Raw genomic sequence first — 15,209 nt, 5'->3', positions numbered from 1 at the left:
GCAACCCGTCCGCATACCTTCCAGTCAGGGGAAACAACATGGCCGGCCTGCCAAAAACGATGAAGGCAATTGCGATCCGCGAGCCTGGAGGGCCGGAGGTACTTGAACTGGCGGAAATCGAAACGCCCGTGCCCGGCCATGACGAGATCCTGATCCGGGTGGAGGCTGCGGGTATCAACCGGCCGGACACATTCCAGCGCATGGGCCTCTATCCGCCGCCGCCCGGGGCGCCGGCGACGCCGGGCCTCGAGGTCGCGGGCGAGGTTGTCGCGGCAGGGTCCGGTGTGACGCGCTGGAAGACAGGCGACAAGGTCTGCGCGCTTGTTGGTGGCGGCGGCTACGCCGAATACTGTCTTGCGCATGAGGCCCACGCGCTGCCTGTGCCGAAAGGCCTTTCCATGACGGAAGCCGCAGCACTGCCGGAAACCTTCTTCACGGTCTGGACCAATGTCTTCGAGCGCGGCGCCCTGAAAGCAGGCGAAACCCTTCTCGTTCACGGTGGCACAAGCGGCATCGGCACAACCGCCATCCAGCTCGGCCTAAACTTCGGGGCAACGGTGGTCTCAACAGCCGGATCGCCCGAAAAATGCCAGGCCATCGAGAAGCTCGGCGCCCATGCCGTGAACTACCGCGAGCAGGATTTTGTGGAAGAAGTGAAGAAGCTGACGGAGGGCCGGGGCGCGGACGTTATCCTCGACATGGTCGGCGGCGACTATATTGAACGCAACATCAAGGCGGCGGCAACTGACGGCCGCATCGTCTCGATCGCCTTCCTCAACGGCTCGACCGCAAAAGTGAACTTCATGCCGGTCATGCTGAAACGCCTGACGCTGACCGGATCGACGCTTCGCCCCCGCAGCATCGAGGAGAAGGCGGCGCTGGCGGAAACGCTTGAGGAAAAAGTATGGCCGCTGCTTGAGGCCGGCCGCGTCAAACCATTGATAGACAAGGTATTTCCACTGGCAAAAGCCTCGGATGCCCATGCACTTATGGAAAAGAGCAGCCATATTGGCAAGATCGTTCTGACCCTCTGAGCCTGCCGCCCCTGTAAATTTATTCCCCGGCGGAACCTTTTTCCTGCCCATGCATAGTTATGGGCAGGGAACAGCATTCACTGGCGTGCGGATAATACTCCGTACAAGGAGTGATGTTGGCTGGATCCTTGCATGAATTGAACAGGGAAACTCAAAATGGCCACCACACGGCGCAGCTTCATGGGCCTCGCGCTCGCTCTTGCGGCTCTGGTTTCTATGGGAACCATCGAAAACGCAAAGGCCGCGACGGCGGAAGACCTCAACAAGGAAGCCGAGCTCGCACTCGACAAGCTCTATCGTACGAACTCGGTCGCGAAGGAAATCTCCGAGAAAGCCGAGGCTGTCCTCGTCTTTCCGAGCATCGTGAAGGCGGGTCTCGTCTTCGGCGGCGCTTATGGCGAAGGCGTGCTGATGGAAGATGGCGCGGCGAAGGACTACTACAATTCCGTGACGGGCTCCTGGGGCCTGCAGGCGGGTGCGCAGTCCTACGGTTATGCCGTGTTCCTGATGAACGACAAGGCCGTCGACTACCTCAAGGAAAGCCACGGCTGGGAAGTGGGCGTTGGTCCGACGGTCGTGGTCGTCGATGAGGGTGTCGCCAAGAACCTCTCGACCTCCACGCTGAAGGAAGACGCCTATGCCTTCATCTTCGACCAGGAAGGCCTGATGGCCGGCGTGAGCATCGAGGGCACGAAGATCTCCGAGATCGACCGCTAATATCTGCCAAAATGACGGAAAGAGGCCGGAATCCTTGAGGTTCCGGCCTTTTTTTGTTTCCTCTCGCACGAGAGACTGGCCGACATTCCGCTTTCATTGGCCGCCTTTTCCCCCTATATACGGGGCCAATATCCCTCATCAATGGACATGAAAACGGTTTATCCGGAAGCCCCGGGTGGATCAGAGGAATTGATATGTCACAGCCCCTTATGCCCAAGGCGACGGCCGTCTGGCTCGTCGAGAACACCTCGCTCACTTTTGAACAAGTGGCGGATTTCTGCGGTCTTCACGTGCTCGAAGTAAAGGGCATCGCCGATGGCGACGTGGCGCAGGGGATCAAGGGCATGGACCCCGTGGCCTCCGGCCAGCTCTCCCGCGCCGAAATCGAACGCTGCCAGAAAGACACCGACGCGCGCCTGCAAGTCTCTGAAAGCAAATATAAATTGCCGCCTATCGCGCCCCGCAAGGGTCCGCGCTACACGCCCGTGTCGCGCCGCCAGGACCGCCCGGACGCCATCGCATGGCTGCTCCGCAACCACCCGGAACTGACGGATGCGCAGATATCGAAGCTCGTCGGCACCACCAAGCCGACGATCCAGTCCGTGCGCGACCGGAGCCACTGGAACTCGACGAATATCAAGCCGGTCGATCCAGTAACCCTCGGATTGTGCACACAAATCGAACTCGACGCCGCCGTGCAGAAGGCCGCCCGCAAGGCCGAGCGCGAACGCAAGAAGGCCGGAAAGGTGGCCGGGACCGGCGAGACGCTGCTGCCCACAAGCGAGACGACGGCGCCCGAAGCCGCGGCGGAGCCGGAACCGGCCCCCGAAGAGGAAGAAGAAGACCGCGAGAAGAAGAGCTACAACGCCGACAGCGTTTTCGCGAGCCTCAAGGACGTCAAGATCGAGGACGAAAGCGAGGAATAATCGCCCTCTTTCGACACCGATTGTCACAAATCAAAAGGCGCGGGAAACCGCGCCTTTTTTGTTTGGCCCGCGCGACCGTCATCGAAACGTCACGATAACGTCACAAATGGAGACCTTATCCCCGTCCGTATACAGACGAAAATAAGTTTTCCCCGGGTTTTGCCGACGCTACTCGTCTTTTTCCTTGTCCCCGTCTTTTTTCTTCGCGAGGGGAAGCGCGGTGTAATTGAGAGAGAGGCGGCCGCCTTCCGCATAGACGGTCTGGCCGGTCATGTAGCTCGCGCCATCCGAGGCGAGAAAAACGGCGATGGAAGCGATTTCGGATGGCTTGCCGATGCGGCCGAGCGGCGTACGCGACAGCAGCACGCGCCTTGCCTCCGCATTGCTGTTTACCGTCGCCGCCTGATCGGTCTCGATGGTGCCGGGGCCGATGGCATTGACGCGAATGCCCCAGGGCGCGAGGGCGAGCGACATGCCCTCGGTGAGCTGCTTGATGCCGCCCTTCGAGGCCGCATAGGCGACCTGGCCCGGAATGGCGACGACGGCATTGATCGACGACATGTTGATGATGGTGCCCGGCTCTCCGCCCTCCTCCACCTGCGCGACCATGCGCTGCGCGACGGCCTGACCGACAAGGAAGTGGCCCTTGAGATTGATGCGAATGATGCGGTCGAACTCTTCTTCCTCCAGCGTGAGGAAATCGCCGGCCTTCGACACGACACCCGCATTGTTCACGAGAATATCCACGCGATCATAGGCGTCCGTCGCGGCGCAGACGAGATTGCGCACATCGAGGCGCTCCCCCACATCGCAATAGCGGAACATGGCCTCACCGCCGCGATCCGTGATTTCGGCGGCGACCTTCTCGCCCGCATCTTCGGCGACATCGGCAAGGACGACCTTCGCACCTTCATCCGCGAAAGCATGCGCAATGGCGCGGCCAATGCCGTTTGACGCGCCTGTCACAATCGCGACCTTGCCGCTGAGCTGGGAACCGGATGCCATGAGATCACTCCTTGTCGCCCCAAAAAGGGGGGTCGCCGGAAGCGGGCGTTATAGCACCTGTTGCCCGGCTAAGGGAGGGGCGGCAATTGCTTCCATATGCACCGCTTGTTGACAGGCATATATGGGGTCTGGACACACAAAAAACAGTATCACCCCTTCACCAGCCCCGCATCGGCGAGGACGGCGGTGATTTCGTCGAGGATCGCGGGATCGTCGATGGTGGCGGGCGTCGCCCACTCGGCGCCGTCCGCGATCTTGCGCATCGTGCCGCGCAGCACCTTGCCCGAGCGGGTCTTCGGCAGGCGCTTCACGACCATCGCCTTCTTGAAAGCGGCGACGGGACCGATCCGTTCACGGATCATCTGGACGGCCTCGGCCTCGATCTCGGATGACGCGCGGTCCACGCCCGCATTGAGGACGAGGAAGCCGACCGGCACCTGCCCCTTCATCGCATCCGCGATACCGATGACGGCGCATTCGGCGACGTCCGGATGTTCGGCGAGGACTTCCTCCATGCCGCCGGTCGACAGACGATGACCCGCGACATTGATGATGTCGTCGGTGCGGCTCATCACATAGAGATAGCCGTCCTCGTCGAGAAAGCCCGCATCCGCCGTCTTGTAGTAGCCGGGGAACTCGGTGAGATAACTTTCGCGGAAGCCCGCCTCATTCTCCCAGAGCGTCGGCAGGCAGCCGGGCGGCAGCGGCAGCTTGACGACGATGGCGCCGGTCGTGTTCGGCCCCACCTGCTTGCCCGCCTCGTCCACGACATGAATGTCATAGCCCGGCATGGGCACCGAGGGGGAGCCATATTTGACGGGCAGGTGCTCGATCCCCATCGGGTTCGCGACCATCGGCCAGCCGCTTTCGGTCTGCCACCAATGGTCGATCACCGGACGGCCCGACAGCGCCTTCTCCGCCCACTGGATCGTGTCCGGGTCGGCCCGCTCGCCCGCGAGATAGAGCACCTCGAATTTCGAGAGATCGTAATTGCCGACAAGTTCGGCCTTCGGATCTTCCTTGCGGATGGCACGGAAGGCGGTCGGCGCGGTGAAGAGCGCCTTCACGCCATGCTCCGCGATGATGCGCCAGAAGGTGCCTGCGTCCGGCGTGCCGACGGGCTTGCCCTCGAAGAGGATCGTGGTGCAGCCGTGGAAGAGCGGCGCATAGACGATGTAGCTGTGACCCACGACCCAGCCGACATCGGAGGCCGCCCAGAAGGTGTCGCCGGGGTCGATGTCGTAGACGTTTTTCATTGACCATTTGAGCGCGACCATATGCCCGCCATTGTCGCGCACCACGCCCTTGGGCTTGCCGGTGGTGCCCGACGTGTAGAGCACATAAAGCGGATCGGTCGCGGCGACGGAAACGCAGGCAGGCTTGTTGCCGGAGGCGGAGGCCTTGTCCATCTCGTCTTTCCAGTCGAAATCGCGGCCTTCAATGAGCGAGGCCTCTTCCATTTCGCGCTGGAAGACGATGGTCGTATTGACCTTGTGAGCGCTCATCTCGATCGCCTTGTCGAGCAGCGGCTTGTAGGCAACGACACGGCCGGGCTCTAACCCGCAGGAGGCCGAGACAATGAGCTTCGGCTTCGCATCGTCGATGCGGGTTGCGAGCTCCTTCGCGGCGAAGCCGCCGAAGACGACGGAATGGATCGCGCCCAGACGCGCGCAGGCAAGCATGGCGACGGCAGCCTGCGGCACCATCGGCATGTAGATGAGGACGCGGTCGCCTTTTGTTATGCCGTGGGATTGCAGCACGCCAGCGAAGGTCGCGACCTTGTCGAGCAGTTCCGCATAGGTGAATTTCTTGACGCGGCCGAGCATGGCCGAGTCGTAGATGAGGGCCATGCGCTCGCCGTTCCCCGCCTTCACATGCCGGTCGAGCGCGTTCCAGCAGGAGTTCGTTTCCGCGCCGGCGAACCAGCGGGACAGGCCGTTCTCGAATTCGAGGGTTTTGGTTGCGGGCTTGAACCAGTCGATCTCTTTCGCCGCTTCGGCCCAGAATCCTTCCGGGTCCTTCTTCCAGCTGTCGTAAACGTCCTTGTAGCGTCCCATGCTGCCGCTCTCCCCGTGCTTATGCTTGTTGGGGAGGTTTTAGCACGGGGAGCGGGGCTCAGGGAGTCGGGGGAACAGCCGATGACAGGCCACCTCAAGCATCGTCCGCCAGCCCCGCATCCCGGAGCTGCTTCAACGGATCCCACTGTGCGGGTGGCAGACCATGCGACCACGCCATCCCCTGGTTGACCCACCTATGGCGCAGCACACGATGACTGGTCGTCGCATCCTGATAACCGAACTCGATTCCACAGCAGGGACATATCTCGAAGGATGAACAGCCTCCTGCGTCATAGGCGGGCTCGGCCAACCCGTCATATCCGCAGACAGGACAGATGTGCCGGGTCATGCTTTGCTCAATGTCTCTGGAGCGGATTGTCTACGCAGCAGCGCCGCATAGACGCCCGTGATGGCGGCGAGGGTGACAAGCGTCACCATGAAGATGAGATGGAAAAAGCCCTCGGAAGGCATTCCATAAATTAGCGTGAGGGCATAGAGCGGGACAGGCAAATAAACGACGACAAACAGGCCGTTCGAGAGATGCAGCATCCATGACATCGGTGCGCCTCGCCGCTGCCGGAAGAAACCTGCTCCATTGCAGGCAGCAGCAACGGCACCCGTGGAATTCATGACAATCCCATAGGCGGCAAGCGAAAGCACGGAGTAATCGAAATCTGGATCGGAGGCGTCGTCGAGCCAGTAGCAGAGTTCCACGATCCCGCGCAGCGCGAAGTATGCCATGGATACCGCCACGAGCAGACTTATGTTGACGCCCCACCTCATTGGCGACTCTCCCCTTTCTTCCCCTCTCTCTTTCTAACACGGGGCGCGGGGAGTTTCATGCACGGGGCACGCCCTCCCCCACAGGTGTCATCCCGGCGGAAGCCGGGATCCATCTGACTCGCGTGTTTTGCCTCGTCCGCTCATGGGCCCCGGCTTCCGCCGGGGTGACACTGTTGTTTGAAGCAGAGACCGCGCCTCATCCCCCGCCTTGCCGCTCCGCCGCGTGCTGAGTAACGTGGGGTCAACCGCCCTTCCCTTCCGCCCGTGAGGCTTCTCCATGACGACGAACCCCTATGAAACCGGCCTCGACAGACAAGCCGCGAACCACCAGGCGCTCTCGCCGCTGAGCTTTCTGAAGCGCGCGGCGGAGGTCTACCCCGAAAAGCTGGCCGTGGTGCACGGGCCCCTCAGGCGGAACTATGCGGAGCTTTATGCGCGCTGCCGGAAGCTCGCCTCGGCGATTTCGGAACATGGGCTGGGGCTCGGCGACACGGTGGCCGTGATCGCGCCGAACACGCCCGCCATGCTCGAAATGCATTATGGCGTGCCGATGACGGGGGCCGTCCTCAACACGATCAATACGCGGCTCGACGCGGCGGGGATCGGCTTCATCCTCGATCACGGCGAAGCGAAGATGGTTTTCGTGGACCGGGAGTTCTCCAGCCTCGTGAAGGAGGCACTGGCCCACGCCAAGGTGAAGCCCGTCGTGATCGACATGGACGACCCGGAATATGACGGTGCCGGGACACGCATCGGCGAGGCGGAATATGAAGATTTCATCGCCAAGGGCGACCCGCATTTCAACTGGCAACTGCCTGCCGACGAGTGGCAGGCGATTTCCCTCAACTACACCTCCGGCACGACCGGCAACCCGAAAGGCGTCGTCTATCACCATCGCGGCGCCTATCTGCTCGCCATGGGCAACATCGTGACGGCAGGCATGACCGGCGCCTCCACCTATCTCTGGACCGTGCCGATGTTTCATTGCAACGGCTGGTGCTTCACCTGGTCGATGAGCGTCGTCGCGGGGACGCATGTGTGCCTGCGCCGCGTGACGGCAGCGAACATCTTCGCAGCCATCGCGGAACATCGCGTGACACATATGGGCGGCGCGCCGACCGTGATGGGCTTCCTCATCAATGCGACGGAGGAGGAAAAGCAGCCGCTGCCGAACAAGGTCTACTTCTTCGCCGCCGCCGCCCCGCCGCCCGCCGCGACCATCCGCAAGCTGGAAGACCAGGGCTTCGAGGTCATCCATGTCTATGGCCTGACCGAAACCTACGGGCCCGCCGTGGTGAACGCCTGGCACGACGAATGGAACGATCTTGGCGCAGCTGAACGCGCGCAGGTGAAGTCGCGGCAGGGTGTGAACTATCCCGTGCTGGAAGGGCTTTCGGTGCGCGACCCGGAAACGATGGAAGAGGTGCCGCGCGACGGCGAGACCATGGGCGAGGTCATGTTCCGCGGCAATGTGGTGATGAAGGGATATCTCAAGAACGAGACGGCAACGACGGAAGCCTTTATCGGCGGCTGGTTCCACTCCGGCGACCTCGGCGTCTGGCACAAGGACAATTATATTCAGCTCAAGGACCGCTCGAAGGACATCATCATCTCGGGCGGCGAGAACATCTCCTCGCTGGAAGTCGAGGATATTCTCTACAAGCATCCCGACATCATCGAGGCGGCGGTGGTCGCAAGGCCGGACGAAAAATGGGGCGAGACCCCTTGCGCCTTCGTGACGCTCCGCAAGGGCGTGGCGCTGAGCGAGAAGGACATCATCGGTTATTGCCGCGAAAACCTCGCGCATTTCAAATGCCCGAAGACGGTGATCTTCACCGACCTGCCGAAGACCTCCACGGGGAAGGTGCAGAAGTTCAAGCTGAGGGAGCAGGCGGAAGGGTTTTAGCGAGGCGCTGCCCGAGAGCCCCTCTCCCCCGCATACAAAACGCCGGGCTTTGAGCCCGGCGCTGAAACTCCTGTTTCTGTGTCGCCGCCTTCAGGCGGCGCGGGAAGAAAGCTTTTCTATTTCTTCCTTGAGCCTGAGTTTTTGTTTCTTGAGTTCAGCGATCTGCATGTCGCTACTGCTGGGGTGATGTATCTGGTCGTCGATCTTCTGTTCGAGAGCCTTATGTCGATCACGAAGCTCGGCAATGTGAGACTCCAAAGCCATCTCATTCCGTCCTTTCGTTAAGCCAGAGACGACAAAATTGTGACTCCTTTTCGCGGCCTTGTCGAACGCCCCCTCGCAAAAAATGCCGGTTCCGTGTAAGTCTTTGACGTTATGGCCAGAACACAAGCAAAGAATTCCCAAAACCAGACAACGCCCCGGCTTGTCGTCGGCATTTCCGGCGCGTCCGGCGTCGCCTATGGCGTACGTGTTCTGGAACTTCTGAAGACGGCCGGCGTCGAGACGCATCTCGTCATAACCAAAGCCGCCGAGATGACGCTTGGCTACGAGACCGGGCTGAAGGCGAAGGACGTCGAGAAGCTCGCGCACACGCGCTACCGGGTGGAAGATATCGGCGCGGCGATTTCGAGCGGCTCGTTCCGCACGCTCGGCATGATCGTGGCGCCCTGCTCGGTGCGCACCATGTCTGAAATCGCGACCGGCGTGACCTCCTCGCTCCTGACACGCGCTGCCGACGTCGTGCTGAAGGAGCGCCGCCGCCTCGTGCTGATGGTGCGCGAGACGCCGCTTCACACCGGCCATTTGCGCACCATGACGCAGCTCTCCGAAATGGGCGCGATCGTCGCGCCGCCCGTGCCGGGGCTCTATGCCAGGCCGCAATCGGTCGATGAACTCGTGACCCAGACGGCGGCGCGGGCCCTGGATCTTTTCGACCTCGGCCTCCCCGAAACGAAACGCTGGGGCGAAGACCTGAGCGATGGCAGACGCAGCCCCGTGAGGCGCCTGGCCACGCCCCCTGCCCGAAAGAAGAAGGACTGAGGCGCTTCGCGCTTGTCGGTCGCGCCGCCGCCACGCTACAACCATTCCATCGGGGCCTGCGGCTCCCCTCCTAACCGGACAAGAGATGACCGATCAGGAAGAACAGGAGCTTCGGGCAGAGCTGGCGAAGTTCAAGGAAGAGCATCGCGACCTCGATGACGCCATCTATGCGCTCGAGGCGCTGCCCATGCCGGATCACCTGCAGATCAAGCGGCTGAAGAAGAGGAAGCTGCATCTTCGCGACCGCATTCAGGAAATCGAGGATATCCTGCTCCCCGATATCACCGCCTGAGACCTGCTATCCCTTGCGCTTGGCCTCGTACATGGCGCGGTCCGCGCGGGCGAGCGCATCGTCCGGCCCGTCCTCGCCGGTAAAGGCGACGGCTCCCACCGAAATCGACAGCGCAATTTCCCGGGCCCCGAAGCGGAGCGGCCGGTGCGCCACAAGATCGGCGAGCGAGCGAGCCTTCGCGGCCGCATCCGCCTCATCCGTCCGCACAAGGATAAGGCCGAGTTCGTCGCCGCCGAGACGGCCCACGATATCCGTTTCGCGGACATGACCGAGCACGAGTTCTGCAAGATGATGCAGCGCCGCATCGCCCGCCGCGTGGCCATGCGCGTCGTTCACCTGCTTGAAATTGTCGATGTCGAAATAGACGAGGCCCGCCGGATCGCCATAGCGCCGGGCATAGGCAATGGCGCGGGACAGCTCGCGCACGAAAGCGCGGCGGTTCAGGACGGGGATCAGGGGATCGCGGTCGGCAAGCTCATGCGCCTCGCGCAGGCGCTCCTTCATGGCGGCAACCTCGCGGCCCAGCCGGTCCACCTCGCCCATCAGCTCCATCAGCGCATCGCGCACACGCGGCGTCAGCTCGGCTTCAGGGATACCCATGATACTGGCGCTGTCGCTGACGGTGCGCGGCGCGGTCTCGCTGCCATCGCGCGAACGGGTGCGCTCTCGCGTCTTGAGCGAGGAAACGCCGCTTACCGGCTTACCGTCACCGACCTTCATCCGCGCCTGCCGCCTTTCTGGCTCAAGATTCGCGTCTCCCCCCAAAATGCCACTCTTCGCGGGGAAGCGCCATGCCGGGCATGCAAAAGCCCGGAAATCAACGCCGGAAGATCAACACCAGAAAACCAACACCAGACAAGCCGCGAAACGCCCCTGCCGCCCGGCAAAACCACCCTGAGCAGGGGAATAGCGCACCAGATCCGGCCCGCTCGATTGTAACCTCCGTAACAATTTAGACGGCGGACGGCGGCTAGATTCCACTCAACCAACAGACCGAGGGAACGCCACCATGTCCGCTGCCAGCAAAGCTCTTGAAGAGGTCCGCCAGCTTGTCGCCGCGGACGACCGCCGCGATTTCGAATTCGCCCGGCGCGGCTTCATCGCGACCCGAAAAGACCCGGTGATCCCGCGCGACACGGGCGACGGCCCCGCCCTCGACCTCTCGGCCTATGATTACCTGGAGGACGAAGGCACGGACGAAACCGTCAATCCGAGCCTCGTGCGGCAGGCGAAGATCCTGACCATGCACGGGCTCTTCAAGGTGATGGACGGCATCTATCAGGTGCGCGGCTTCTGCGTCTCGACCGTGACCTTCATCGATGCGGGCGAGGGATGGATCGTGGTCGACCCGCTGACAAGCGTGGAGGCGGCGCGCGCGGCCTATGAACTCGTGGGCGAGCATCTGGGCGAGAAACCCGTCATCTCCGTCATCTATTCGCACAGCCATGCCGACCACTACGCGGGCGTGGGCGGTGTGACCAATGCGGCGGATGTTGCGGCGGGGAAGGTCTCGGTGATCGCGCCCGCCGGTTTCCTGAAGGAAGCCGTGTCGGAAAACATCATCGCGGGCCCCGCGATGCTGCGCCGCGCGCGCTACCAATTCGGCCTGACGCTGAAGCATGGCTGCTGCGGCGAGGCGACATCGGGCCTCGGCCCAAAGCCCTCCATGGGCACGGCCTCGCTGATCGCGCCGACCATCGACATCACGCATACGGGACAGGAGCTCACCATCGGCAATGTGAAGATCGTCTTCCAGATCACGCCGGGCACGGAAGCGCCCGCCGAGATGAACTTCTTCCTGCCGGATCACCGCGCCGTCTTCATGGCGGAGAACGCGAACCTGTGCATGCACAACCTGCTGCCCGCGCGCGGCGCGCTGGTGCGCGATGCAAAGGCCTGGGCGGACTACCTGACGGAATCGATCCGCCTCTTTGCGGGGCGCAGCGACGTGATGTTTGCCGCGCATGGGATTCCCCGCTTCGGCACGGAAGAGATCATCGGCTTCCTGATGAACCACCGCGACGCCTACAAGTTCCTGCACGACCAGACGATCCGCCTGATCAATACCGGCCTCACGGCCACCGAGATCGCGGAAGTGCTGAAGCTGCCGGATGTGCTGGCGAAGCAATGGTACAATCGCGGCTATTACGGCACGATGAGCCACAATGCGAAGGCGATCTATCAGCGCTATATCGGCTGGTACGACGCGAACCCCGCAAACCTGAACCCCTTGCCGCCGGAGCCCGCCGCGAAGCGCTATGTCGAAGCGATGGGCGGTCAGGAAGCGGTGAAGGCGCGCGCCGCCGACGCCGTGAAGGCGGGCGAGCTGCGCTGGGCGGCGACGCTGCTGAACCACGCCGTCTTCAACGATGCGTCCGACCGCGCGGCGCGCGAACAGCTCGCGGGCATCTATACGAAGCTCGGCTTCGAGGCGGAAGCGGGCACGTGGCGCAACATCTATCTCACCGGCGCACAGGAATTGACGGATGGCGTCGCCAACCTCTCGCCCGTGGCGCCGAACGCCGATGTGCTCTCCGCGATGACGACGCCGATGCTGCTCGACATCGCCGCCGTGCGCGTGAACCCGGCAAAGGCCGAGGGCAAGAACTTCATGGTGAACATCCGCCTGACCGACCGCGACGAGAAACATCTCGTGACGGTGGAGAATGGCGTGCTGATCCATGAGGAGGCGCAGGAGGATGCGTCAGCCGGCGCGACCGTGACAATGACAAGGGCCGAACTCGTCATGACGCTGCTCGCGGGCTTCCCCGTGGCGGATTTCCTCGCCAATGGCGGCATCAAGGCGGAAGGCGACACCGCGCTCTACGAGGCGCTCACGGGACTGATCGAGGCACCGAAGCCCAACTTCAATATTGTGGAGCCGTGAGGGGGCGGATTCGCCCTCTCCACCGGAAATAGGAGGGTTTCCGCGCCTTTCCGCGCTCCTTGCCAACGCGGCCACCATGCCTATACTCCCTCGCTTTCCGAAATCCGGACCGTGCGCGGCCGGGAGATAACGGCGGAAGGCCATGGCAGAAACACGCGGAGAAGCGCTGGTCGGCATCATCATGGGAAGCCAGTCCGACTGGCCGACCATGAAGCACGCAGCCGACGTTCTGGAAGCACTGGACGTGCCCTATGAGGCGCGGATCGTCTCCGCGCACCGGACGCCCGAACGCATGGTCGATTATGCGAAGACGGCGAAGGCGCGCGGCCTGAAGGTCATCGTGGCCGGTGCGGGCGGCGCGGCGCATCTGCCGGGCATGACGGCCTCGCTGACGCCGCTCCCCGTCTTCGGCGTACCCGTTCAGTCAAAGGCACTCTCGGGCCAGGACAGCCTTCTCTCCATCGTTCAGATGCCGGGCGGCATTCCCGTCGGTACGCTCGCCATTGGCGAGGCGGGCGCGAAGAATGCGGGGCTCATGGCCGCCGCCGTGCTCGCGCTGTCGGACGAGGCGCTGGCGGGACGGCTCGACGCCTACCGCGCGAAGCAGACGGACGCCGTCGGCGACATTCCACAGGACAAATAGACCTTGAGCGGCAAGCCCATAGCACCCGGCGGCACGATCGGGATTCTCGGCGGCGGACAGCTCGGCCGGATGCTGGCGAGCGCCGCCGCGGAAATGGGGCTCCATACGCATATATATTGCCCGGACGAAGACGCCCCGGCGGCGGAAGTCGCCGCACAATATACGCGCGCGGAATATGAGGACGAGGCAGCGCTGACGCGCTTTGCCGGAAGCGTCGATGCCGTCACCTATGAATTCGAGAATGTGCCCGCCGAAACGGCGCGCATCCTTTCCGAGCATGGCATCGTGCGGCCCGGCCCCCTTGCGCTCGCAACCGCGCAGGACCGCATCGTCGAAAAGAACTTCATGCAGGCGCATGGTATCCTGACCGCGCCTTTCGCGGACATCGCGGACGAAGCGAGCTTGCGGGCCGCCGTCGAAAGCATCGGTGCCCCAAGCGTGTTGAAGACGCGGCGCTTCGGATATGACGGCAAGGGCCAGGCAAAGATCATGGCCCCCGGCGACGCGGCTGCCGCCTATGAGGAGATCGGCCGCCAGCCCGCGATCCTCGAAGGCTTCGTCACCTTCGAACGCGAGATTTCCGTGATCGTCGCGCGCGGGGAAAATGGCGAGACGGCGGCCTATGACCCCGTCGAGAACATCCACAAGAACCATATTCTCGACCGCACGCTCGCGCCCGCCGCGCTGACGCCCGCGCTCGCGGACGAGGCCCGCGCCATCGCCGCGCGCATCGCTTCCGAGCTCGACTATGTGGGCGTGATGGGCGTGGAAATGTTCCTGCTGCCCGAGGCGGGCGCAGAACGCCGCCTGCTCGTGAACGAAATCGCGCCGCGCGTTCACAATTCCGGTCACTGGACGATGGATGCCTGCGCGGTGAGCCAGTTCGAGCAGCATATGCGCGCCGTTTGCGGCTGGTCGCTCGGAAACCCGCGCCGCCACTCCGACGCCGTGATGACGAACCTGATCGGCGACCAGGTGAACGATTGGAAGCGGCTCGCCGCCGAACCCGATACGGCAATCCACCTCTACGGCAAGGCGGAAGCCCGGCCCGGCCGCAAGATGGGCCATGCGACGCGGCTCTACCCACTCGGAAAGCGCCCCCCGGTTACCCCTTCTTAACTTCGCACTTCCACTGTGGACACAAGGGAACCACAAGGCCCAACGGAGGCGTCCGAAAAGGCGTCCGCGCTGGAGAGGAAGGGGAGGTCCAATGTTGCAGGACCGGGCCGACGCCGCGCATACGGCGGATAAAGCGGATGAAACGCAGCGCTTCATGGATGCCATGGCGCCGAGCGCAGGCGAACACGCGACCGCGCCGATACTCGGCACACGGATGCATACCGACCTCTTCCAGTACTGGCTGAGTCTGCCGCGCGGGGGCGGGCTTCCTTCATCGTCGGATTTCGACCCGGCCGCGATCCGAAGCTGGCTGGCCGACATGACCATCATGAGCGTCAATGGACCCGGCGATATCCGCCATCGCCTCGTGGGCACCGGCATCGCCGACCGCCTCGGCTATGATGCGACGGGAAAGAACCTTCTCGATTTCATCGACCCTTCCTATCGCGAGCAATGCGCACGCGATATGCACGAGGTCGCCTGGCGCCCCTGCGGCTGGCAAGTGCGCTATCTCACCCACTACCCCTCGGGCCGCGTCGCGAATGTGCAGAGCATCTATCTGCCGTTGAAAGGACCCGCTGGGCAGCCGCCGCGGATCGTCAGCGTTCACACGCCCGAAGACCCGCAGCGCTACGCCCGGGGCAGCGCCGAACCGAACTTCGCAAGCAGTATCGACCGGATGGTCTGGATCGATCTGGGCTTCGGCGTGCCGGACTGCACCCGGTAAGAAACCGTTAACAACTCCGCGCCACCTTAACGGTCGGTGAAGCGCCAACCTGGCACCCAGGGCATTGGGCCA

The 15,209-nt window shown here is 63.0% G+C and carries 16 protein-coding genes; 10 read left to right on the top strand and 6 right to left on the bottom strand.

Annotated elements, in window-relative coordinates; genetic code table 11:
* Positions 1-38: 38 nt before the first annotated feature.
* The 3 genes from ABJO61_RS01605 (at position 39) to ABJO61_RS01595 (ending at position 2,677) form a co-directional block, all read left to right on the top strand.
* Positions 39-1,034, top strand: coding sequence for an NAD(P)H-quinone oxidoreductase (locus ABJO61_RS01605; RefSeq protein ID WP_348324821.1), 996 nt, complete (start codon positions 39-41; stop codon positions 1,032-1,034).
* Between the two features lie 156 nt (positions 1,035-1,190).
* Positions 1,191-1,751: a lipid-binding SYLF domain-containing protein gene (locus ABJO61_RS01600; protein WP_348324819.1), complete on the top strand. Its 561-nt coding sequence runs from the start codon at positions 1,191-1,193 to the stop codon at positions 1,749-1,751.
* A 194-nt stretch (positions 1,752-1,945) separates the two neighbouring features.
* A complete protein-coding gene (locus ABJO61_RS01595) occupies positions 1,946-2,677 on the top strand; it encodes a cell cycle transcriptional regulator TrcR (RefSeq protein WP_348324817.1) in 732 nt (243 codons plus the stop codon).
* A gap of 168 nt (positions 2,678-2,845) precedes the next feature.
* On the opposite strand, the gene ABJO61_RS01590 is transcribed toward ABJO61_RS01595, so the two are convergent.
* The 4 genes from ABJO61_RS01590 to ABJO61_RS01575 all read right to left on the bottom strand — a co-directional run bounded on the left by ABJO61_RS01590 (position 2,846) and on the right by ABJO61_RS01575 (position 6,522).
* A complete protein-coding gene (locus tag ABJO61_RS01590; RefSeq protein WP_348324815.1) occupies positions 2,846-3,682 on the bottom strand; it encodes an SDR family NAD(P)-dependent oxidoreductase in 837 nt (278 codons plus the stop codon).
* Positions 3,683-3,831: 149 nt separating this feature from the next.
* A complete protein-coding gene (locus ABJO61_RS01585; RefSeq protein ID WP_348324813.1) occupies positions 3,832-5,739 on the bottom strand; it encodes a propionyl-CoA synthetase in 1,908 nt (635 codons plus the stop codon).
* Between the two features lie 94 nt (positions 5,740-5,833).
* Positions 5,834-6,088: a hypothetical protein gene (locus tag ABJO61_RS01580; protein WP_348324811.1), complete on the bottom strand. Its 255-nt coding sequence runs from the start codon at positions 6,086-6,088 to the stop codon at positions 5,834-5,836.
* Complete coding sequence (locus ABJO61_RS01575; RefSeq protein WP_348324809.1) at positions 6,085-6,522, bottom strand: hypothetical protein; 438 nt, start codon at positions 6,520-6,522, stop codon at positions 6,085-6,087. Before ABJO61_RS01575 ends, ABJO61_RS01580 begins: the two co-directional genes overlap by 4 nt.
* A 277-nt stretch (positions 6,523-6,799) precedes the next feature.
* Here ABJO61_RS01575 and ABJO61_RS01570 point away from each other — a divergent pair, with 277 nt between their 5' ends.
* Complete coding sequence (locus ABJO61_RS01570) at positions 6,800-8,428, top strand: acyl-CoA synthetase (RefSeq protein WP_348324808.1); 1,629 nt, start codon at positions 6,800-6,802, stop codon at positions 8,426-8,428.
* 90 nt (positions 8,429-8,518) lie between these two features.
* On the opposite strand, the gene ABJO61_RS01565 is transcribed toward ABJO61_RS01570, so the two are convergent.
* Positions 8,519-8,692 (bottom strand): DUF465 domain-containing protein, encoded by a 174-nt coding sequence (locus ABJO61_RS01565; protein ID WP_348324806.1) that lies wholly within the window; start codon positions 8,690-8,692, stop codon positions 8,519-8,521.
* 111 nt (positions 8,693-8,803) lie between these two features.
* On the opposite strand from ABJO61_RS01565, the gene ABJO61_RS01560 reads away from it, so the two are divergent.
* Both ABJO61_RS01560 and ABJO61_RS01555 read left to right on the top strand, forming a co-directional pair.
* Complete coding sequence (locus ABJO61_RS01560; protein WP_348324804.1) at positions 8,804-9,469, top strand: UbiX family flavin prenyltransferase; 666 nt, start codon at positions 8,804-8,806, stop codon at positions 9,467-9,469.
* Positions 9,470-9,554: 85 nt separating this feature from the next.
* Positions 9,555-9,761, top strand: coding sequence for a DUF465 domain-containing protein (locus ABJO61_RS01555; RefSeq protein ID WP_348324802.1), 207 nt, complete (start codon positions 9,555-9,557; stop codon positions 9,759-9,761).
* Between the two features lie 6 nt (positions 9,762-9,767).
* Here the strand turns inward: ABJO61_RS01555 and ABJO61_RS01550 are convergent, their stop codons facing one another.
* Complete coding sequence (locus ABJO61_RS01550; RefSeq protein ID WP_348324800.1) at positions 9,768-10,481, bottom strand: GGDEF domain-containing protein; 714 nt, start codon at positions 10,479-10,481, stop codon at positions 9,768-9,770.
* Positions 10,482-10,770: 289 nt separating this feature from the next.
* On the opposite strand from ABJO61_RS01550, the gene ABJO61_RS01545 reads away from it, so the two are divergent.
* The 4 genes from ABJO61_RS01545 to ABJO61_RS01530 all read left to right on the top strand — a co-directional run bounded on the left by ABJO61_RS01545 (position 10,771) and on the right by ABJO61_RS01530 (position 15,137).
* Entirely contained in the window at positions 10,771-12,648 is a 1,878-nt protein-coding gene (locus ABJO61_RS01545; protein ID WP_348324798.1) for an alkyl sulfatase dimerization domain-containing protein, read from the top strand.
* A 142-nt stretch (positions 12,649-12,790) separates the two neighbouring features.
* A complete protein-coding gene (purE, locus tag ABJO61_RS01540; protein WP_348324796.1) occupies positions 12,791-13,291 on the top strand; it encodes a 5-(carboxyamino)imidazole ribonucleotide mutase in 501 nt (166 codons plus the stop codon).
* Positions 13,292-13,294: 3 nt separating this feature from the next.
* Positions 13,295-14,410: a 5-(carboxyamino)imidazole ribonucleotide synthase gene (locus tag ABJO61_RS01535; protein ID WP_348324794.1), complete on the top strand. Its 1,116-nt coding sequence runs from the start codon at positions 13,295-13,297 to the stop codon at positions 14,408-14,410.
* Positions 14,411-14,501: 91 nt separating this feature from the next.
* Entirely contained in the window at positions 14,502-15,137 is a 636-nt protein-coding gene (locus ABJO61_RS01530) for a PAS domain-containing protein (protein ID WP_348324792.1), read from the top strand.
* The last annotated feature ends 72 nt before the right edge of the window (positions 15,138-15,209 follow it).

The organism is Parvibaculum sp. (assembly GCF_039973015.1).
Taxonomy (GTDB): domain Bacteria; phylum Pseudomonadota; class Alphaproteobacteria; order Parvibaculales; family Parvibaculaceae; genus Parvibaculum.
The sequence above is the reverse complement of the archived record's forward strand: the minus strand, read 5'-3'. Positions and strand labels throughout refer to the sequence as shown.

Excerpts from the sequence above, each read along its gene's own strand:
- ABJO61_RS01605 (WP_348324821.1), top strand. The coding sequence starts at position 39 with ATGGCCGGCCTGCCAAAAACGATGAAGGCAATTGCGATCCGCGAGCCT.
- ABJO61_RS01600 (WP_348324819.1), top strand. The coding sequence starts at position 1,191 with ATGGCCACCACACGGCGCAGCTTCATGGGCCTCGCGCTCGCTCTTGCG.
- ABJO61_RS01595 (WP_348324817.1), top strand. The coding sequence starts at position 1,946 with ATGTCACAGCCCCTTATGCCCAAGGCGACGGCCGTCTGGCTCGTCGAG.
- ABJO61_RS01590 (WP_348324815.1), bottom strand. The coding sequence starts at position 3,682 with ATGGCATCCGGTTCCCAGCTCAGCGGCAAGGTCGCGATTGTGACAGGC.
- ABJO61_RS01585 (WP_348324813.1), bottom strand. The coding sequence starts at position 5,739 with ATGGGACGCTACAAGGACGTTTACGACAGCTGGAAGAAGGACCCGGAA.
- ABJO61_RS01580 (WP_348324811.1), bottom strand. The coding sequence starts at position 6,088 with ATGACCCGGCACATCTGTCCTGTCTGCGGATATGACGGGTTGGCCGAG.
- ABJO61_RS01575 (WP_348324809.1), bottom strand. The coding sequence starts at position 6,522 with ATGAGGTGGGGCGTCAACATAAGTCTGCTCGTGGCGGTATCCATGGCA.
- ABJO61_RS01570 (WP_348324808.1), top strand. The coding sequence starts at position 6,800 with ATGACGACGAACCCCTATGAAACCGGCCTCGACAGACAAGCCGCGAAC.
- ABJO61_RS01565 (WP_348324806.1), bottom strand. The coding sequence starts at position 8,692 with ATGGCTTTGGAGTCTCACATTGCCGAGCTTCGTGATCGACATAAGGCT.
- ABJO61_RS01560 (WP_348324804.1), top strand. The coding sequence starts at position 8,804 with ATGGCCAGAACACAAGCAAAGAATTCCCAAAACCAGACAACGCCCCGG.
- ABJO61_RS01555 (WP_348324802.1), top strand. The coding sequence starts at position 9,555 with ATGACCGATCAGGAAGAACAGGAGCTTCGGGCAGAGCTGGCGAAGTTC.
- ABJO61_RS01550 (WP_348324800.1), bottom strand. The coding sequence starts at position 10,481 with ATGAAGGTCGGTGACGGTAAGCCGGTAAGCGGCGTTTCCTCGCTCAAG.
- ABJO61_RS01545 (WP_348324798.1), top strand. The coding sequence starts at position 10,771 with ATGTCCGCTGCCAGCAAAGCTCTTGAAGAGGTCCGCCAGCTTGTCGCC.
- purE (WP_348324796.1), top strand. The coding sequence starts at position 12,791 with ATGGCAGAAACACGCGGAGAAGCGCTGGTCGGCATCATCATGGGAAGC.
- ABJO61_RS01530 (WP_348324792.1), top strand. The coding sequence starts at position 14,502 with ATGTTGCAGGACCGGGCCGACGCCGCGCATACGGCGGATAAAGCGGAT.